Below are 19,400 nucleotides of genomic sequence, written 5' to 3' on the forward strand. Positions count from 1 at the left end.
GGATTCAAATTTTTATTTTCTGCTCAACTTTGTCAGCGGTTAAGTCCTTTAGTTTCAAGTCAACAAAGGAAAAAATTGAATTAAAGGACCATTCCCTTACTCAGTCTTGTGTATACAGAGTGTGTGCTGACATTGGGCACAGCTTTTCTCGTTGGTTGGTTGGTGCCGGTTTCGGATCTCGTATGGGTAGATGCCCATATATTTTTTGAAGAGGGAGGAAAAGCGGCTGTGTGACTGGTAGCCAACGGTGAGAGCGACATCCTTGATACTGAGATGGGGCGTTTTCAAAAGCTGCTCGGCCATACTCATACGCCGGCGCTGGGTGTACTCAGTGATGGTCATATTGTATTTTAGCTTAAAAGCATTTTTCAGCTTTGTCTTGCTCATCATGGCAATTTTGGCCAACAGGTCTTGCGGGATATTGGATGCATAATGGTCATCAATATAGCTGCTGACATTGCCGAGAGCCAGATCGTCTTCAGCATTCAGAGGGCTTGCTGTCTGATGGTTGTAGTACTCATTGATAATGACACTGAGCCATTCCTTGGCCTTAATCTCATAGAAAAGTTCACTTCCGATAGAGTTGACATGGTAATGCAAGAGCTCGTCTGCGATTTTTTCCAGCTTTCCAGCATTGAACTTGTGAGATTCTGTGAAAATATCACTGATTTCCCTTAGGTCTAGCTGGTACTGGGTCATCAGGTAGTCTTCAATCATCTGACGTTTAAAGTCAATTTCCACCGTTTGAAAAGGAGTTTGGCCATTTAGCAAGAAGCGGACAGACTGCTTTTGATTGAGAATGATAAAGCTAGATTTGCTGCGCAGAGCTTTGTAGGGAGACAAGCACTCTCCATGGGCAGCTTTCATATAGGAGGAAAAGGCTAAGAAATCTGGGAATTCCTTCAAATCCATGGTGAAAAAAGTGTCTCTTTTGATAAAGGAATCATGAATGTTGATGCGGAAATAGTCTGTTTCGTAATTCCAGTAAAATCCGTCCATCTCTTCCTTATCAACAAAGTAGGTCTTGCCGTGGGAGGAGAAACGCTGGCAGTTTTCTAGTAGAGTGTAGTTGCTATACGATAAAATGCTCTCAAAATCTTTGCTCATCAAATGCCCTTCCTTACCACGATTAGCCAAATACTACAATTCGTCATAAAATTTAATATTGATTGTTGTTCATTTTTAAGAATGGTAAAATATTAGTAGTAATTTCAGTATATATGATTGACTTTGTTTTGACAAGTAGGAGAAGGTGATTTCGATGTTTTCAGTGTATAAGAAACTATTTTTTTACATTCCAGAGCGGAAAGGTCTGGCTTATCTTGCTATCATTTGTTCGACCTTGTCTTCTGTGCTGATGGTGGGCTCGCTTTATGTGCTTTATCAGTTTTTGGAGAAGGTTATTCGTTTTCAAGAGACCGAAGCTAGCCTTCCGACAGCCGTTACGGTAGTGTCTATGATGTTGGTCGCTTCGTTCCTATATACAGGATCAGGCCTTCTTGCTCACGTGGTGGCTTTTCGTTTAGAGACCAATCTGCGCAAGCGGGGCATTGATGGCCTCATGGATTCTAACTTTTCCTTTTTTGACCAATCCAGCTCGGGAAAAATTCGTAAGATTATTGATGATAATGCAGCGGAGACGCATACGATTGTTGCTCATCTCATACCTGATAATGTCGGAGTGGTGGTGACGCCTTTGATGATTATCGGTCTGAGCTTTGCGGTACATCCGCTGCTGGGTTTGCTGCTACTTGTTTTGATTGCTATTGGAGCTTGGCTGGTCAAGGGCATGATTGGGGAGGAGGAGCTCATGCAGCTTTATTCGGAGAAGCTGGAAAATCTAAACAGCGCCACTGTCGAATACGTTCGTGGTATGCAGGTGATTAAGATTTTCAAGACTTCAGTTGACTCTTTTAAAGCTTTGTCCCAAGCTATCCGAGAGTATTCAGACACGGCGTTAGATTATTCTTTTACCTGCCGTCAGGCATACGTCAGCTTTCAGGTGCTCTTTGCTTCTTATATTTTATTTCTGATTACGGGTTTTGTCTTTTTTCTGCCTGCTAGTCAGCATCTCAGTCTGCTACCTGCTTTTCTATTTCTCTTTTCAGTCATTGGTCTGCTGTTTACTTGCTTTATGCGGATCATGTATCTGGGCATGTACCAGTACAAGGCCATCCAGGTGATTGATAAGATCGAGCATCTTTATACTGAGATGACCGATAGCAAGGTTTATCAGGGACAGGAGAGCCAATTGCTGGATTCCAGTGTGGAGTTCAAAGAGGTATCCTTTGGCTATGAGGAAGACCAGTTAATTTTGGAGAAACTATCTTTTCATTTGGAGTCAAATAAGGTCTATGCTTTGGTGGGAGCCAGCGGTAGCGGTAAGTCAACGATTGCTAAGCTCATTGCCGGTTTTTATAAGCCTTCTAACGGCCAGATTCTGCTGGGGCACAAGCCTTTAGAGTCCTACAGTCAGGAAGCGGCCATGCAGCAGATTGCCTTTGTATTTCAGCAGTCTAAGCTTTTTAAGAAGTCTATTTTTGATAATGTAAAGCTAGGTAATCCTGCAGCCAGCAATCAGGAAGTCATGCGGGCTCTGGAATTGGCCTGCTGCCAAGATATTCTGGATAAATTTTCTGAGCGGGAGCAGACCATTATCGGCTCCAAAGGCGTCCATTTATCGGGTGGCGAAATGCAGCGGCTGGCTATTGCTCGAGCCATTCTCAAGGATGCTCAGTTGATTATTTTGGATGAGGCATCGGCCTCTACAGATGTCAATAATGAATACCAGATTCAGCAGGCCTTTGCGCATCTAATAGAGCATAAGACGGTCATCATCATTGCTCATCGTCTGAGCTCTATCAAGGGAGTGGACGAAATTTTAGTCATTGAGAAGGGCAAGATTATCGAGCGGGGTAAGGATGAGGAACTCTCTGTCAAGGGCAGTCTCTATCAGCATCTGAAAGAACTCTACGCCAGCGCTGACGAATGGAGGGTCTCTTGATGGAAAAATTGCAAAATTTATTTTCCCTAACACCGTCCGGTGCCAAGCACCTTTTCAGGGCTTGTCTGGTTTCCTTTTTTGGCTTTTGTGCTCAAATGCTGCCAATGTTCTTCTTTATGTTTTACTTGCAGGGAGTTTTGACTGGGCGGCTGGCCTCGCCATGGATCTTCTTGCAAGGAGGTTTAGTGATTGTCTTGGTCCTTTATAGTATTATCTATCTGGATTACAATGCTACCTATACCACGACCTACAAGGAAAGCGCCAATATTCGGACAGATATTGCGGAAAGTCTGCAAAGTCTGCCCTTATACTACTTTTCCAGTCATGACCTGTCCGATGTTTCTCAGACTATCATGAGTGATGTAGAGCGACTGGAACACGCCCTGAGTCATGCGATTTCCAAAACAATTGGTTTTGTCTTCTTCTTTGTCCTAGCTAGCTTGATGATGCTTCTAGGCAATCCGATAATGGGACTTTGCATCATTCTTCCACTGCTCTTGATTGCGGCTATGATTTGGTTATCTAAGGAGCTGCCCAAGCGGGCTTCGGGCCGTTACTGGCAGCAGCTGCGGGACAATTCAGAGAGTTTTCAGGAGGCGATTGAGCTACAGGAGGAGATTAAGGCTTACAATCTTGGTCCATCGCTGAGCCAAAAACTTTACAGGCAGATGGAAGAGGGTGAGCGTATCCACTTAAAGACAGAGATTCTGCAAGGTTTGCCAATCCTAGTAGCTGGAGTAGGGTTGCGCCTGACCTTGGGATTGGTCGTCTTGGTTGGTTCTTATCTTTTAGCGCAAGGCCGGCTTCCATTACTTTATTTTCTGGGCTACCTTCTGGCTACTATTAAGATTATTGATGGTATGGAAGGCCTCTATATGAATGTGGCAGAGATTCTCTATATTGACTCCGCTGTTAAGCGGATCAAGGAGCTGCATACAGCATCCAAGCAGGCAGGAAGAGAGCAGGAACTTAAGAACTTTGATATCGAGCTAGTAGATGTTGGCTTTGCCTACAAGCCGGATCAGCCTGTTCTACAAAAGGTCAGCTTCACTGCCAAGCAAAATGAAATCACGGCCTTGGTTGGGCCGTCTGGCTGCGGAAAAACCAGTTTGCTACGGCTCATCTCCCGACTCTATGATTACCAAGAAGGGCATATTTATATCGATGGTCAGGAGCTACAGGATATCAGCACCCAATCGCTCTTTGATTCGATCTCGATAGTCTTTCAGGATGTTATTCTTTTCGATGCTTCTGTCTTGGAGAATATCCGCCTTGGTCGGCCAACGGCTACGGATGAGGAGGTCAAAGAAGCCGCTCGCATGGCCAACTGTCAGGGCTTTATCGAGCAGCTGCCGCAAGGTTATGACAGTCTAATTGGCGAAAATGGAGCCAAGCTATCAGGCGGCGAGCGCCAGCGGATTTCGATTGCGCGTGCCTTGCTCAAGCAAGCGCCTATTGTGATTTTGGATGAAATCACCTCACCACTCGATATTGAAAACGAAAAATTAATTCAAGAAAGTCTCAGTCTTCTGTTGAAAGACAAGACGGTCATCATCATCTCCCATCGCCTCAAGTCTGTCGAGAATGCGGATAAGATTGTCGTTTTAAAAGACGGTCAGGTGGATGGCATTGGCCGTCATGATGAACTGCTGCAGGTCTCCAGTGTATACCAAGAGCTGGTAGAAACGGCGCAGTTGATTGAGAACTTTAAGTACAAGCACGCTTTTTAATGAAACACCGAGGTTTTCCTAATGAAACAAGCATCTTTTTCTGTAAAGGATCTGGTCAATGCTGGTCTCTTTTCCTTGCTCATTGTTATCGTGAGCTTTGTATCTGGTATGATTGGTTTTTTACCCATTACTATGCCGATTGTTCCCTTTTTCGGTGCCCTGATGTCCGGTCCGCTTTTCATGCTTTACAGTACCAAGATTCGTCGTTTTGGCATGGTACTGGTCATGGGGTTGGTGTCGGCTCTAGTCTTTGTAGCAACGGGGCACACGATTTTGATTGTGCTGGGAACGGTCCTAGCTGCTCTCTTAGGTGAGTACATCCTGAAGCGCGGTAACTATCGCAGTATCAAGCATGCCCGTTGGGCCTATGTTGCCTATAGTCTTTCTTCCTGTGCTAATCTCCTACCCATCTATTTGACGCGTGATGCCTACATGCAAAAGGTTATCGATCAAGGCTATGGCAAGGAATTTGCAGAGCAGATGTTTAGTGTCTTGCCAGATTGGTCATTCTTTCCGGTTTTGCTTTTAGGTGCCTTGGGTGCTTATCTGGGCTGCACGATTGGCATTAAGATGCTGAAAAAGCATTTCAGTCAATCTGGGATGGCATAGGGGGCGCCGATGAATCTGGATTTTAGAAGCAAAATAGCCATGACAGTGGTGATTTCCTATATCTTGCTGCTGGGAAATCTGCACCATCGCTACTTTCCAGTCGTGGTCTTTCTATCTGCTTTGCCTTATCTCTTGCTCTTGCTGGAGAGAAAGTATGTGGAAGCTCTCAAAGGTTTGGTCTTGCTAGGGATTGCTATCCTGATGCAGCTCTTTCTGTTGCACCGGCTGTCTTCTTCAGTTTTAGAAGCTATTTTTCTCTTTATGAGCATGGTGGTCTTGCGGATGGCACCGGGAGTGATGATGGGGCGCTATAGTCTTTTGACTACTTCTATGAGTGATTTGGTGGCGTCCTTGCAGAGGATGAAGCTGTCTGATAGTCTGATTATTCCGATTTCGGTCATGTTTCGTTTCTTCTACACTGTCAAGGAAGACTATCATCAGGTCAAGGATGCCATGTATCTACATGGACTGACCGGCAAAACCTTTTTCAGCCAGCCAGTCCGAATGATAGAATACCGCTATGTTCCCCTCCTTATGTGTCTGACACGGACGGCAGATGATGTGGCCGTGTCAGCCATGACGCGAGGTTTGATTGTCGGCGGTCAGCGTTCTAGCCTGTCCCAGACTAAGCTGCACATACAGGATTATCTATGTCTGAGTCTGATGTTGGCAGTTTTAGCCTTAGATATTTGGAGTCGCTATGCTTGAGTTTAAAGAGTTTACTATTTCTTATGACGGGCCAATTTTGGAGGAGGTCAATCTGCGGTTTGAGCCAGGGCAGTTAACGGTGATCAGCGGAGCTTCTGGCAGTGGTAAGAGCAGCTTGCTCAAGGCAATCAATGGCATTATTCCGCATTTTCAGCCAGCAGAGCTAATGGGCAGTCTGATTTACAAGGGACAGGAGTTGCAGGAGTTGGATTTGGCTCAGCGCAGCCGTTTCATTTCGACCGTTTTTCAGAATCCCAAGACCCAGTTTTATGCGACCAACTCGACCGATGAGATGGCCTTTGCCTTGGAAAATCGTAATCTGCCGCGCGAGGAAATCTTGGAGCGGATTGATTATTATACGGAACTGTTGGGGATGAAACAGTTACTGGATCGAGATGTTTTCACGCTGTCAGGCGGAGAGAAACAGCTCTTAGCCATTACCAGCGTAGCCTGTATGGACAATGCTATCTATATGTTTGATGAGCCGTCCTCCTCTCTGGATCGCGATGCTATTGAGAGACTGAAGGAAGTCCTGCTTAAGCTTAAGTCTCTGGGTAAGACTATTATTATCGCTGAGCATCGGCTATATTACCTGCGGGAGATAATGGATCAGTTTGTTTTGCTAGAGGGGAATCGGGCAACAAGCTACCTGCCAGAGGAGCTGGATGCTGCTTTTATTGGCCAGCATCGGCTGCGCAGTCTGAGCAGGATTGAAAAAGCAGACTTGCAAGCATTGGACTATCAGGTCAAACAGATGACAGATAAGAATTTTGACTCGAATCAGGCACTAGTGGCTCAAGACTATCTTTACAGTTATGGCCGAAAGCAGATTTTTGATATGAATCTTTCTCTAAATCAGGGGATTCACTTTATCATCGGGCAAAACGGGGTGGGCAAGAGTACCTTTCTACGCTCGCTTTGTGGTTTAATCAAGTCTTTCAAGGGGCAGACCTTCTTTCATGGGCAGGTTGTCAAGCCTAGCTATGATTGGATCGGTATGGTCATGCAAGATGTCAACTACCAGCTCTTCACTGAGTCGGTCTGGTCGGAAATTTCTATAGTCAGCGATGATGCTACTGCTAAGCAAGCGGCCTTGGCTCAGGCCGGGGTATTGGATAAGAAAGACCGCCATCCTCAGAGTTTGTCGGGTGGTGAAAAGCAACGGCTTCTCTTTGCGATGGCCAAGGTTTCAGATAAGCCTATTGTCATCTTAGATGAGCCAACCAGTGGCCTCTGTCGCCCTCAGATGGATCAGATGATCAAGGACCTACATCAGATGGCTCAAGCAGGCAAACTAGTCATTTTGGTGACACACGACTATGAGCTGATTCATAATTGTGGCGGCCATATTGTCGAATTTGTCAGGACGGTGGGACAGAACTAAACATTGAATATTTGTAGCTTCGTAATCCTTGTTTCTAGGATCAGATCTAAAAGGTCTTCCATAGCTTTTAAATAGTCCTAGCCTCACGAAGATGATTGAAGTATTAGCTGTGATAATCAAGGATAGATGTTTGATATAATAAAAAAAAAGCCGATCAGGCTTTTTTTATATCTGCGTTAAACACTCTTACCAGGCAAGAGACTGACTGGCAGGAAATAGCCAGTCGTTTGGACTTCTTGGCCAGCAATTTTTTTGAGGAGCAGGTCTACAGAGAGGCAGGCAATATCTTTCAGTGGCTGCTTGATAGTTGCTAGCTGCGGGTAGTAGTTCTCTACAAAGTAGGTGCCGTCGTAGCCAATGATTTTCAAATCTTCAGGAATCTGGATGTCCAGCTCCTGAGCGACTTTCATAATTAAGATGGCTGTCAAATCATCTGAAGTAAAAATAGCATCGGGCTTGATTTGGTTTAAGATTTGCTTGATTTCCATTTCCTTTCGGACGGGTGAAAAATCACTGGATACATTGATAATCGGTGCGTCCGGCAGGACGGAAGCAAAGCCAGCATGGCGCAGGCCGGTCGGTGAGTTGGAATTGTCATTGCCAGTAATCATGATGATGTTTTGCGCTCCAGCCTTGACCAAGGTCTGAGCCGCTAGCACTCCGCCGCCATAGTTGTCTGAGGAGACAACTGGGATATCTGGCGAAAGATTGCGGTCAAAGGCAATGATTGGTGCGGTCACACGATTGTAGTCCTCAATGCCTAGATTGTGGCTGCCAGAAATGATGCCGTCCACCTGATTGGCTTCCAGCATCTCAAGGTATTCACGCTCCTTGTCAGAGTCATGCTCACTATTGCAGATGATGGTTTTATAGCCCTGTTTAAAAAGCTCATGCTCCAGCTTGTCAATCAATTCTGCATAAAAGACATTGCTGATATTAGGGAAAATGAGTCCAATTAGCTTGGCTGATTTTCCTTGGAGGCTACGCGCCAGATTATTGGGCTTGTAAGCCAGCTCTCGCATGGCTGCCTCAACCTTCGAAATCGTTTTGTCAGACAAGTAGCCTTTTCTGTTGATGACGCGGGAAACAGTTGTGGGACTGACTCCTGCTAGTTTTGCTACATCAGTTAGCTTTGCGACCATAATCTAATTCATAGTAAGTACCGGTTGGATTGCCCGTAGTAATAGCAATACCTGTTTGGTCTTCTCTCGGGAAGACACGGCCGGAAAATACTTTCTCTCCTTTATTGATGAAAATTTCAAAAATTGATTTATCTATAAATATACTAGCATTTGTAGCTTCTTTGTCAATATTGCAGCTTCGGCTGGTTCCAAAGTCCAGAGCGAATGGCTCACCCGCTTGGCTGCGGTCAACGGTCACTTGCCCTTCCTTAAGATCAAAATTGATGCGTAACCCCTTGCCATCCTTGTCTGCAAAGAGGACGATTTCATGCTCGGTGTCCGCAGCAAGCTTCAGTTCTAGTTCGTAGCTGTTCTTGCTTTCTGCCAAAGCAGCGAAAGGTTGTTCTTCTGCTCGCAAATCCTTGATAGCAGGCACTGGGTACTGGTAGAGCTTGCCGTCTTTCAGGGTCAATTCCTTGACGAGGGAGAAGGCGCCTTGATGGTCGAAGCGGTCAGATGGGTATTCCACATCAGGCAAGCCTAGCCAGCTGACAGCCAGTGCGCGACCGTCAGGTGCATTAAAGGCTTGGGTCGCGTAGCAGTCGAAGCCATAGTCTAAATTCTGGATAGGGCTAGGATCAATCATAGCAGCCTTGCTTGTGTCAAACGATTGACCTATTTTATACATATTTGGATAGATGTTGTCATAATCCAGTACGTCCTTGGACAAACCTTGAGGGCAATAAAGCAAGACTGGTTGGTCGTTGATAAAGACTAGATTAGGGCACTCCATCATATAGGCTGTCTTGTCATTGGCGAAGTCTAAATCACCGACGGATTCCCAGTTGGTATAGTCATTATCAACTGCCTTGTACAGCTTAACATAGCCTTGTTTGTCTAGATTTTGCCCACCGACAATGGCATAGTATTGCCCTTTGTAGTTAAAAATCTGCGGATCGCGGAAGTGGTCGGTCGCTTCCGCAGGCTGCTCAATCAAGACCTTGTCAATTTTTTCGAGCTTACCTGATTTATCTAACAAGGCACCGATTTGATAGGGGTGACGCACCCAGTTCTCATCACGAACATTGCCAGTGTAGAAGAGAAAGAGCTTGTCGTCAAACAGCATGGCAGAGCCCGAGTAGGCACCGTGGCTGTCCAGAGAAGTATCTGGCAGCACCCGAAGACCAGTTTCCGTGAAGTGAACGAGGTCATCGCTTTCCATCTGGACCCAGCACTTGAGCCCGTGAGCTGCTCCGAAAGGAAAGTTTTGATAGAAAACGACCCACTTGCCGTCAAAATAAGAAAAGCCATTGGGGTCATTGAGGAGACCTGTCTGAGGCTCCACATGGTAGTTAGCCCGCCAAGGAGATTTAGCGATATTTTCTTTGATGTGCTGTAGCTCTTCCTGAGTCCAGTCTTCATAGCGTTTGTAGCGTTTTTCAGTCGTCCAAGCCAATCTTTTGTCCTCCGAATCATATTATTTCTTATTACTATAGTAAACGTTTTCTGCTGAAAAATCAACAATTAACAGCAAAAAAATATTTTTTCTGCAAAACGCTTGACATATTTTTGAATCATGGTAAAATAATATTCGTAAAGGTGATAAAATCGCTTTCAAAAAGTTAAAAATATTTATAAGGAGATTTTTGCAAATGAATAATACTGAAATTGCAAAAAAAGTCATCGAAGCCCTTGGAGGACGTGAGAATGTCAACAGTGTGGCTCACTGTGCGACTCGCTTGCGCGTGATGGTTAAAGATGAAGGTAAAATCGACAAAAATACTGTCGAAAATCTGGAAAAAGTTCAGGGTGCCTTCTTTAACTCAGGCCAGTACCAGATTATCTTTGGTACCGGTACGGTTAATAAAATCTACGACGAAGTTGTAGCCTTAGGATTGCCAACTTCATCAAAAGATGACATGAAAGCAGAAGCTGCTAAGCAAGGAAATTGGTTCCAACGTGCCATCCGTACATTTGGTGACGTATTTGTGCCAATCATCCCAGTTATCGTAGCAACAGGTCTCTTCATGGGTGTTCGTGGACTCTTGAACGCTCTTGGAATGACGCTTCCAGATGATGTGAAGACCTATACAGAAATCCTTACGGATACAGCCTTCATCATCTTGCCTGGTTTGGTTGTTTGGTCAACCTTCCGTGTATTTGGTGGAAATCCAGCTGTTGGTATCGTCCTTGGTATGATGCTGGTGTCTGGCTCGCTTCCAAACGCTTGGGCAGTAGCATCAGGTGGCGAAGTGACTGCCATGAAATTCTTTGGCTTCATCCCAGTTGTTGGTTTGCAAGGTTCTGTTCTTCCAGCCTTCATTATCGGGGTTGTTGGAGCTAAGTTTGAAAAAGCTCTCCGCAAGGTTGTGCCAGATGTCTTGGATCTCTTGGTGACACCATTCGTTACACTTTTAGTAATGTCTATCCTTGGACTTTTCGTTATTGGACCAGTATTCCACGTTGTTGAAAACTACATTTTGTTTGGAACAAAAGCAGTCCTTGCTTTACCGTTTGGTTTAGGTGGTTTGGTTATTGGTGGAGTTCATCAATTAATCGTCGTATCAGGTGTGCACCATATCTTCAACTTGCTTGAAATTCAGTTACTCGCTACTGATAAGGTGAATCCATTTAATGCGATTATCACTGCTGCTATGACAGCCCAAGGTGCAGCTACTGTAGCTGTTGCGGTCAAAACGAAAAATCCTAAATTAAAAGCTCTTGCTTTCCCAGCTGCTCTTTCTGCCTTCCTTGGTATTACAGAGCCAGCTATCTTCGGGGTTAACTTGCGTTATCGCAAACCATTCTTCCTTTCATTGATTGCTGGTGCAATTGGTGGTGGCTTGGCATCTCTCCTTGGACTTGCCGCTACTGGTAATGGTATCACTATCATCCCTGGTACAATGCTTTATATCGGTAATGGACAACTCTTCCAATATCTCTTCATGGTAGCTGTATCATTTGCGCTTGGTTTTGCATTGACTTATATGTTTGGTTTTGAAGATGAAGAAACTGTAACTGAAGCAGCTGTAACTGAAAAACTGGTTGAAGAAGAAACAACTGGTAATGTGCCAGCTGCTCTCCAAGACGAGAGAATCCTTGCTCCAATCGTTGGTCAGGCAGTTGCTTTGAGCGATGTTGATGATCCTGTTTTCTCTAGCGGAGCGATGGGACGAGGAATTGCTATCAAGCCTAGCGAAGGTGTGGTTTATGCTCCGGCTGATGCTGAAGTGACGATTGCATTCGCGACTGGCCATGCTTATGGTTTGAAGACAGCTAATGGTGCTGAAATTCTGATTCACGTCGGAATCGACACAGTATCTATGGGCGGCGAAGGCTTTGACCAAAAAGTTGCTCAAGGCGACAAGGTCAAAGCTGGTGATGTTCTGGGAACATTTGAAGCTGAGAAAATTGCAGCTGCTGGTCTGGATGATACGACTATGGTCATCGTTACAAACACAGCTGACTACGCTTCTGTCACTCCAGTAGCAGAAGGAGCTCTTGCTAAAGGCGACGCAATCATCGAAGTGAAAGCCTAATGGAATTTAGAAAACGAACAAATCAGCTTTTGTTCGTTTTTTATGTAATAAGTGCAGTCTTGTTGAAAAAGCTATAAAAAGACTATTTTTGGCAAGAAGTCTGCAAGAGATATGCTATAATGAATAGAGTAGAAATCAAATTTTAAAAGAGGATTTATAATGACAAAATTGTATGGAAGTTTGGAAGCGGGTGGCACTAAGTTTGTCTGTGCTGTAGGTGATGAACGGTTTGAAGTTGTTGAAAAGACACAGTTTCCAACGACCACACCTATCGAAACACTAGACAAGACGATCGAGTTCTTTTCTCGTTTTGACAATCTAGCTGGTCTGGCTGTAGGATCTTTCGGGCCGATTGATATTGATCCTAACTCAAAGACTTACGGCTTTATCACGACTACACCTAAGCCACACTGGGCTAATGTGGATATTGTTGGAGCTCTGCGCCGGGCTCTCAATGTGCCTATTTACTTTACGACGGATGTTAATAGTTCAGCTTATGGTGAAGTGGTAGCCCGCAACAATGCTGGCGGCCGTATTGAAAATCTGGTCTATTATACGATTGGTACAGGAATCGGTGCTGGTGCTATCCAGCGAGGCGAATTTGTAGGGGGGACAGGTCACCCAGAGATGGGGCATTATTATGTAGCTAAGCACCCTATGGATGTGGAGAAAGAGTTCAATGGCGTTTGTCCTTTCCACAATGGTTGTTTGGAAGGATTGGCGGCTGGGCCAAGCTTAGAGGCGCGGACCGGAGTTCGTGGGGAAAATATTAAACTCAATAGTTCCGTCTGGGATATTCAAGCTTACTATATCACTCAGGCGGCTATTCAGGCGACAGTGACTTTCCGTCCAGATGTCATCGTCTTTGGTGGCGGTGTTATGGCTCAGCAGCACATGTTGGATCGGGTTCGTGAGAAATTTACGGTTCTTCTGAATGGTTATTTGCCAGTTCCTGATGTCCGTGACTATATCGTGACACCGGCTGTGGCCGGAAATGGCTCCGCAACGCTGGGCAACTTTGTACTGGCTAAAGAAGTTAGTGAGCGCCATGCAAAATAAGCTTATAGGGTCTGATTTATCAGGCTCTTCTCTATGAGGAAAAGTAATGGAAAAAGCAATTGTCAAAGATATTTTCTTCCTGCGGCAACCATCAGAGCAAGCAAGTAGAGAAGACCTTTATCTGGCTCAAGACTTGCAAGATACTCTGCAGGCCAATCGAGAAAATTGTATAGGGCTCGCAGCCAATATGATTGGCGTGCGTAAGCGAGTCATTATCTTTCTATATGGCTTGGTGCCAGTAGTCATGTTTAATCCGGTGCTGCGCTCTAAATCAGGGCCTTATCAGACGGAAGAGGGCTGCTTGTCCTTGACTGGAAGTTGTCCTACCCAACGTTATCAGGAAATCACAGTCGATTATCTGGACAAAAATTGGCAGCAGCAGACTATGACTTTGAAAGGACTGCCTGCCCAAATCTGCCAACACGAATTGGACCATTTGGAAGGAATCTTGATTTGATGAAGTAATTCAGCCTGAGAAGGGCTGAATTTTTTGATTGAAAAAATAGTTCTCATAGAAACTTTTTGCTTGACATCTTTCTTCTATGTGGTAAAATAGTTCTCATGAAAACTAATTAGTTCTCACGAGAACCAATCTAGGAAGGAAGTTTTGATGGAAAAGCCTTTATTAGAAATGAAGCGTTTTGGACGAAAAATTCACCTTATAGTGGAAAAGCTTGCCAAGGAGCAAGGGATTGAATCCATGGCTGGGCCGCAGGGGCAGGTCTTGCATATTGTCGCCTGCCGTATGGAAGAGGGGAAGGATACCCTTATCAAGGATATTGAGCAAGAGTTGGATATTTCCAAATCGGTGGCCTCTAACTTAATGAAAAGGATGGAGAAGAATGGCTTTATCCAGCTGGAAATGAGCAAGACGGACAAGCGGGCCAAGTATATCCGTCTTACTCCGCAGTCGCAGGAAAGAATGAAGAAAATCCGTGACTTTTTTGATGAAATGAACCGTTCTATTTTAAATGGTGTTTCTGAGCAGGAACTGCTGACTTTTTCTCAAGTCATGGCTAAGTTTTATCAGAATATCGAAAGTTTAGAAAATGGAGGCAAAGATGTTTAAGTTATTTAAACGGCTGACGGCAAGGGAAGTGAGCATGATTGTTCTCAGTGTGCTCTTCACCTTCCTGACGGTATATTTGGAATTAGAAGTTCCGACCTATATTTCGACGATTACAGAGCTATTGCAAACGCCGGGGACTGGTTTGGCAGATTTGTGGGAGCCAGGTCTGAAAATGATCGGCCTGTCTTTTGCTAGCTTGCTGTCAGCTATTGTGGTTGGCTTTTTTGCCGCTCGTATAGCAGCCAGCTTTACTCAGAGTTTGCGGAGCGATATTTTCAACCGTGTGCTAGACTATTCGCAGACGGAGATTAAGAAATTTTCAATCCCTAGTCTGCTGACTCGGACAACGAATGACATTACCCAGGTACAGACCTTAATTACCATGGGGCTGCAGGTGGTGACTAGGGGACCGATTATGGCGATTTGGGCTATGACTAAGATTATCGGTAAGTCTGAGAACTGGCTGACAGCAGTTCTTATTGCTGTTATAGTCAATATCCTGCTGACAGTAGTTTTGGTGACATTGGCCTTTCCCAAGCAGTCGGTTGCGCAGCGCCTGGTAGATAAGCTAAACAGCGTCACTAGAGAGAGTCTGACTGGGATTCGCGTGGTCCGGGCTTACAATGCTGAGGACTATCAGGATAAGAAGTTTGCGGCAGCCAATAATGAAGTAACCCGGCTCAATCTTTTCATCGGTCGTCTGATGGCCATGATGAATCCAGTTATGATGGGGATTTCCAGCGGCTTGACACTGGCTATTTACTGGATTGGAGCTTATTTGATTCAGGAGGCTGGGCTGCAGGAGCGTCTCCCACTCTTCAGTGATATGGTCGTCTTTATGTCCTATGCTATGCAGATTGTGATTGGATTCTTGCTCATGGGGGCCCTCTTCATCGTCCTGCCTCGGACCATTGTATCGGCTGGCCGGATTAATGAAGTACTGGACCTGCATTCTTCTATCATCAGTCCGGAACAGCCTAAGGCAGCAGCGGATAGCAAGGGAGAGGTGGTCTTTCGAGATGTGTCCTTCCGCTATTCCAAGAATTCCGAAGCAGTCATTGAGCATGTTAGCTTTACAGCGCAGGCTGGTGATACCGTAGCCTTTATCGGTTCAACCGGTTCAGGGAAATCCACGCTGGTCAATCTCATTCCTCGTTTCTACGATGTAACTGAAGGAGAGATTCTGGTAGATGGTGTCAATGTTCAGGATTACCAGCTGGAAGACTTGCATAATAAGGTCGGCTACATCCCGCAAAAGGCTGTGCTTTTCTCTGGCGATATCGAGAGCAATCTGGACTTCGGTCAAAGCCAAGAAAACCCGCTGGATGAGCAGAAAATGTGGGAGGCTCTTGACCTAGCACAGGCTAAGCCCTTTGTCCAAGAGAAGGAAAAGGGGCTTAAAGCTGAAGTGGCTCAAAGCGGAACCAACTTCTCTGGTGGCCAGCGTCAGCGTTTGGCTATTGCCAGGGCTTTGGCTCGTAAGCCAGAAATCCTCATCTTTGACGACTCTTTCTCAGCGCTAGACTATAAGACAGACCACATTTTGCGTAAGGAACTGGCTGAGCGGACGCAGGATATGACCAAGCTGATCGTAGCACAGCGGATCTCTACCATCATGGATGCGGATCAAATCTTGGTCTTGGATGCTGGTAAGGTAGTCGGTCAAGGGACCCACAGAGAGCTCTTGGCCAGCAACGAAGTCTATCAAGAAATTGCCTACTCACAACTATCCAAGGAGGAATTAGAAAATGGAAAATAAGAAGCCTTCATTATTTAGCCAGATACGGCCTTATCTCAAAGGCTTCCAGCTTCCTCTTGCTTTGGCATTTGTGGGAGCTGTCTTGTCAAACATTATCACGGTCTATGGGCCAAATAAACTAAAAGAAATTACCAATCTCATTTCTGATGGTCTGGCTACCAGCATTGATTTGAAAGCTGTGTCTCAGATTGCCCTTCTGCTAACCGTGCTCTATGCAGTCGGAGCCCTGCTCAACTATGGTCAGTCCTTTATCATCAGTACAGTTATCCAGTATTTCTCTAAGCGGCTGCGGACGGCCATTGCGGAGAAGATTAACAAGCTGCCGTTGGGCTATTTCGATGGTCATTCTCAGGGGGATACTCTGTCGCGCGTGACTAATGATGTAGATACGGTCGGCCAATCCCTCAACCAGAGTCTGGGAAATGTTATCTCTGCCAGCCTGCTCTTGGTGGCTGTGGTTTTGACCATGTTCTTCATGAACTGGATTTTGGCCTTGGTAACCATCTTGGCTACTGTAGTCGGCTTTGTCTTTGTCGGTCTCATCATGGGCAAGTCTCAGGGTTATTTCACCGCCCAGCAAAACGATCTGGCTGCGGTAAACGGTTATGTGGAGGAGATGTACTCCGGTCATAATGTTGTTACCAGCTATAATGCCATTGAGCAGTCAAAGGAGCGCTTTGCGGTTCTCAATCATAATCTCTATAACAGTATTTGGAAGTCTCAATTTATCTCTAGCATGATGATGCCGCTCATGTTCTTTACGGGGAATTTGGCCTATGTGCTGGTTATTTTAGTTGGTGCCGCTCTGGCGATTAATGGATCTATTAGCATCGGAATTATCGTCGCCTTTATGGTTTATGTGCGGACCTTCTCTCAGCCATTGTCACAGATTGCCCAAGGTATCACCGTCTTGCAGCAGGCTGGTGCAGCACTGGTTCGTGTCTTTGAATTTCTAGCTGAGCCTGAGATGGAAGACGACCGGCATAAAGAGCAGCAGCTTACTACTGTCAAGGGAGATGTTGCCTTTGAAGATGTCTTCTTTGGCTACAAGCCAGACCAGACAATTATTCATGATTTCTCAGCCCGTGCCAAAGCCGGACAGAAGATTGCCATTGTCGGCCCGACGGGTGCTGGTAAGACAACTATCGTGAATCTGCTCATGAAGTTCTATGAAATTAATAAAGGGCGTATCAGCATTGATGGTATAGATATTAAGGATATGAAACGCTCTGAGGTTCACGATGCCTTTTCAATGGTCTTACAGGATACCTGGCTCTTTGAGGGGACGATTCGAGAAAACTTGATTTACAATCAAGAGCATGTGACAGATGAAGCAGTTATTGCTGCAGCGAAGGCGGTCGGTGTCCATCACTTTATCATGACTCTGCCGCAGGGCTATGGTACGGTGCTGGATGACACGGTCAACTTATCGGTTGGTCAGAAGCAGCTGTTGACAATCGCTCGTGCTCTGCTGAAAGATGCGCCGCTCTTGATCTTGGATGAGGCAACTTCGTCAGTCGATACGCGGACGGAGGAGCTGATTCAAAAGGCCATGGACAAACTCATGGAAGGCCGGACTTCCTTTGTCATTGCCCACCGCCTGTCCACTATCCGAAATGCAGATCTTATCTTGGTCATGCGCGATGGAAATATCATCGAGCAAGGCAACCACGATGAACTCATGGCTCAGAATGGCTTTTATGCGGACCTCTATAATAGTCAGTTTGTAAATAGTCAGTTTGTAGAGGAAGATGCAGGTTGATGCTCAAATAAAACATCAGGAATGTTCCTTTTCCTGATGTTTTTTTAAATTTAACAGAATTTTAAAAATGCTCACTTTTCAGTGGAAAAGCGCTTAAATCCTGACTTTTTTCATAGATGCTCTATCAAAAACTTGACAGTTTTTACGCTTTATATTAAAATAAATTTAATATAAGAACTGAAAGCGAACACAACGGGGTGTTTGTTCTACATATAAGTGAGCAACGGTGCTACAAAAAAATAAAAATTCCTTATTTTTTTGTAGTACTTTTTTTATCAGCAAATCTGGAGTAAAGTAATGAAGCAATTTATGCTGGCTGGTGTTTCCAGCGGTGTTGGAAAGACCACAGTTACCCTAGGGATTTTGAAAGCTCTGGCAGACAGAGGTTATCAGGTCCAGCCTTATAAGGTAGGACCTGATTATATTGATACAGCTTATCATAGTCGGATTACCAAGCGGCCTTCACGGAATGTGGACAGCTTTATGATACCGGACGATCAGAGTCTGGCTTGGTCCTACTACAAATGGCATGGAGACGCGGATGTGGCAGTAGTTGAAGGAGTCATGGGGCTCTTTGATGGTCTGGGAACGGACAAGGACTGTGCGTCCTCTGCTTCTGTTGCTAAGAAGTTGGGTATTCCGGTTGTCTTGATTATCGATGGGAAGGCGACATCTACCTCGGCAGCTGCTATGGTCCATGGCTTTACGACTTTTGATCCAGATTTGGATATTGCTGGGGTCATTATCAATCGGGTGGCTTCTCAGAACCACTATGAACTCATTAAGGGAGCTATTGAGCGTTACATGGATGTGGAAGTGCTGGGCTATCTGCCTAAGAATGCAACAGCAGAGCTGCCATCGCGTCATCTGGGTCTAATCCCTGACGTAGAAATGGATGATTTGGATCGTCGATTTGAGGAGTTGGGAGCGGCAGCAGCCAAGCATATAAATCTAGACAGGCTGCTGGAAAAGGCAGAACTTCCCGATAAGCGGATGACAAATCCTTTTCATATCCATAATGATCAGCCCTTGACTTTGGCTTATGCTTTGGATGATGCTTTCCACTTTTACTATGAAGATAATCTAGACTTTTTAAGAGAGCTCAATGTCCAGTTAGTGCCTTTCAGCCCTCTGAAAGATAAGGAACTCCCAGCTGCAGATGCTTATTATTTTGGCGGCGGTTTTCCAGAAGTTTACGCTCAGGAGCTGATGGCAAATGCGACTTTCCGGGCTTCAGTCCTGAAGGCTCATGAGCAGGGACGGCCAATCTACGCAGAATGCGGCGGACTCATGTATCTGGGAGAACTGCTGGAAGTAGAGGGTCAGGTCTATGAAATGGTCGGTATTTTCAAGGGCAAGAGCCTGATGACCCCCGGCCTGAAAAGCTTTGGCTACTGTCAAGCAGAAACGCAGATAGACAGTCTTTTTGGTCCTAAAGGTACAGCTGTCAGGGGACATGAGTTTCACCATTCGGTCTTTGAGACGGAGGAAGATACTGTCCTCAAGCTGGAGAAGGTCAGAGACGGTCAGGTCGTAGCTGCCTGGACAGGCGGTTATCAAAAGGGCCGAACCTTTGCCAGCTACCTGCATGTTCATTTTTATCAGGATGAGCAGCTGTTGGCCAACTGGCTGAACTATATCAAAGAGGCGAACTGA

At 45.4% G+C, this 19,400-nt stretch carries 15 protein-coding genes; 12 read left to right on the forward strand and 3 right to left on the reverse strand.

Features of this window, described 5'->3' with window-relative positions; genetic code table 11:
- Positions 1–96: 96 nt before the first annotated feature.
- On the reverse strand, positions 97–1,107 hold the full coding sequence (locus SSV_RS01800; protein WP_072073440.1) for an AraC family transcriptional regulator: 1,011 nt from the start codon (positions 1,105–1,107) through the stop codon (positions 97–99).
- 154 nt (positions 1,108–1,261) lie between these two features.
- On the opposite strand from SSV_RS01800, the gene SSV_RS01805 reads away from it, so the two are divergent.
- From SSV_RS01805 to SSV_RS01825, 5 genes are read left to right on the forward strand one after another with little or no spacing between them, the layout of a single operon-like run.
- Entirely contained in the window at positions 1,262–3,004 is a 1,743-nt protein-coding gene (locus tag SSV_RS01805; RefSeq protein ID WP_072073441.1) for an ABC transporter ATP-binding protein, read from the forward strand.
- Positions 3,001–4,734, forward strand: a complete 1,734-nt coding sequence (locus SSV_RS01810) for an ABC transporter ATP-binding protein (protein ID WP_441005776.1) — start codon at positions 3,001–3,003, stop codon at positions 4,732–4,734. Before SSV_RS01805 ends, SSV_RS01810 begins: the two co-directional genes overlap by 4 nt.
- Before the next feature lie 21 nt (positions 4,735–4,755).
- Positions 4,756–5,343 carry an MptD family putative ECF transporter S component gene (locus tag SSV_RS01815; RefSeq protein WP_072073443.1) on the forward strand — a complete coding sequence of 196 codons (588 nt, stop codon included), beginning with the start codon at positions 4,756–4,758 and terminating at the stop codon, positions 5,341–5,343.
- Positions 5,344–5,352: 9 nt separating this feature from the next.
- Positions 5,353–6,051 carry an energy-coupling factor transporter transmembrane component T gene (locus SSV_RS01820; protein ID WP_072073444.1) on the forward strand — a complete coding sequence of 233 codons (699 nt, stop codon included), beginning with the start codon at positions 5,353–5,355 and terminating at the stop codon, positions 6,049–6,051.
- Positions 6,044–7,435, forward strand: a complete 1,392-nt coding sequence (locus SSV_RS01825) for an ATP-binding cassette domain-containing protein (protein WP_072073445.1) — start codon at positions 6,044–6,046, stop codon at positions 7,433–7,435. Before SSV_RS01820 ends, SSV_RS01825 begins: the two co-directional genes overlap by 8 nt.
- A 176-nt stretch (positions 7,436–7,611) precedes the next feature.
- Here SSV_RS01825 and SSV_RS01830 read toward each other — a convergent pair whose 3' ends face one another.
- Together SSV_RS01830 and SSV_RS01835 are read right to left on the reverse strand one after the other, a co-directional pair.
- Positions 7,612–8,577, reverse strand: a complete 966-nt coding sequence (locus tag SSV_RS01830; RefSeq protein WP_072073446.1) for a LacI family DNA-binding transcriptional regulator — start codon at positions 8,575–8,577, stop codon at positions 7,612–7,614.
- Positions 8,558–10,012 (reverse strand): sucrose-6-phosphate hydrolase, encoded by a 1,455-nt coding sequence (locus SSV_RS01835; RefSeq protein WP_072073447.1) that lies wholly within the window; start codon positions 10,010–10,012, stop codon positions 8,558–8,560. Before SSV_RS01835 ends, SSV_RS01830 begins: the two co-directional genes overlap by 20 nt.
- 196 nt (positions 10,013–10,208) lie before the next feature.
- Here SSV_RS01835 and SSV_RS01845 point away from each other — a divergent pair, with 196 nt between their 5' ends.
- From SSV_RS01845 to SSV_RS01875, 7 genes are all read left to right on the forward strand, one after another.
- Positions 10,209–12,095: a sucrose-specific PTS transporter subunit IIBC gene (locus SSV_RS01845; RefSeq protein WP_072073448.1), complete on the forward strand. Its 1,887-nt coding sequence runs from the start codon at positions 10,209–10,211 to the stop codon at positions 12,093–12,095.
- Positions 12,096–12,254: 159 nt separating this feature from the next.
- Positions 12,255–13,154: a fructokinase ScrK gene (gene scrK / locus SSV_RS01850; RefSeq protein ID WP_072073449.1), complete on the forward strand. Its 900-nt coding sequence runs from the start codon at positions 12,255–12,257 to the stop codon at positions 13,152–13,154.
- 46 nt (positions 13,155–13,200) lie between these two features.
- The gene (locus tag SSV_RS01855; protein ID WP_072073450.1) at positions 13,201–13,611 is read left to right on the forward strand and encodes a peptide deformylase; all 411 of its coding nucleotides are present in this window, start codon (positions 13,201–13,203) and stop codon (positions 13,609–13,611) included.
- A 153-nt stretch (positions 13,612–13,764) separates the two neighbouring features.
- Complete coding sequence (locus tag SSV_RS01860) at positions 13,765–14,223, forward strand: MarR family winged helix-turn-helix transcriptional regulator (RefSeq protein ID WP_072073451.1); 459 nt, start codon at positions 13,765–13,767, stop codon at positions 14,221–14,223.
- Positions 14,216–15,982: an ABC transporter ATP-binding protein gene (locus SSV_RS01865; protein ID WP_072073452.1), complete on the forward strand. Its 1,767-nt coding sequence runs from the start codon at positions 14,216–14,218 to the stop codon at positions 15,980–15,982. The genes SSV_RS01860 and SSV_RS01865 overlap by 8 nt, the downstream gene beginning before the upstream one ends.
- On the forward strand, positions 15,972–17,744 hold the full coding sequence (locus tag SSV_RS01870; RefSeq protein WP_072073453.1) for an ABC transporter ATP-binding protein: 1,773 nt from the start codon (positions 15,972–15,974) through the stop codon (positions 17,742–17,744). Before SSV_RS01865 ends, SSV_RS01870 begins: the two co-directional genes overlap by 11 nt.
- A 297-nt stretch (positions 17,745–18,041) precedes the next feature.
- Entirely contained in the window at positions 18,042–19,400 is a 1,359-nt protein-coding gene (locus tag SSV_RS01875) for a cobyrinic acid a,c-diamide synthase CobB (protein ID WP_072073454.1), read from the forward strand.

It is taken from the genome of Streptococcus sanguinis, from assembly GCF_001078705.1.
Lineage (GTDB): Bacteria > Bacillota > Bacilli > Lactobacillales > Streptococcaceae > Streptococcus > Streptococcus sanguinis_D.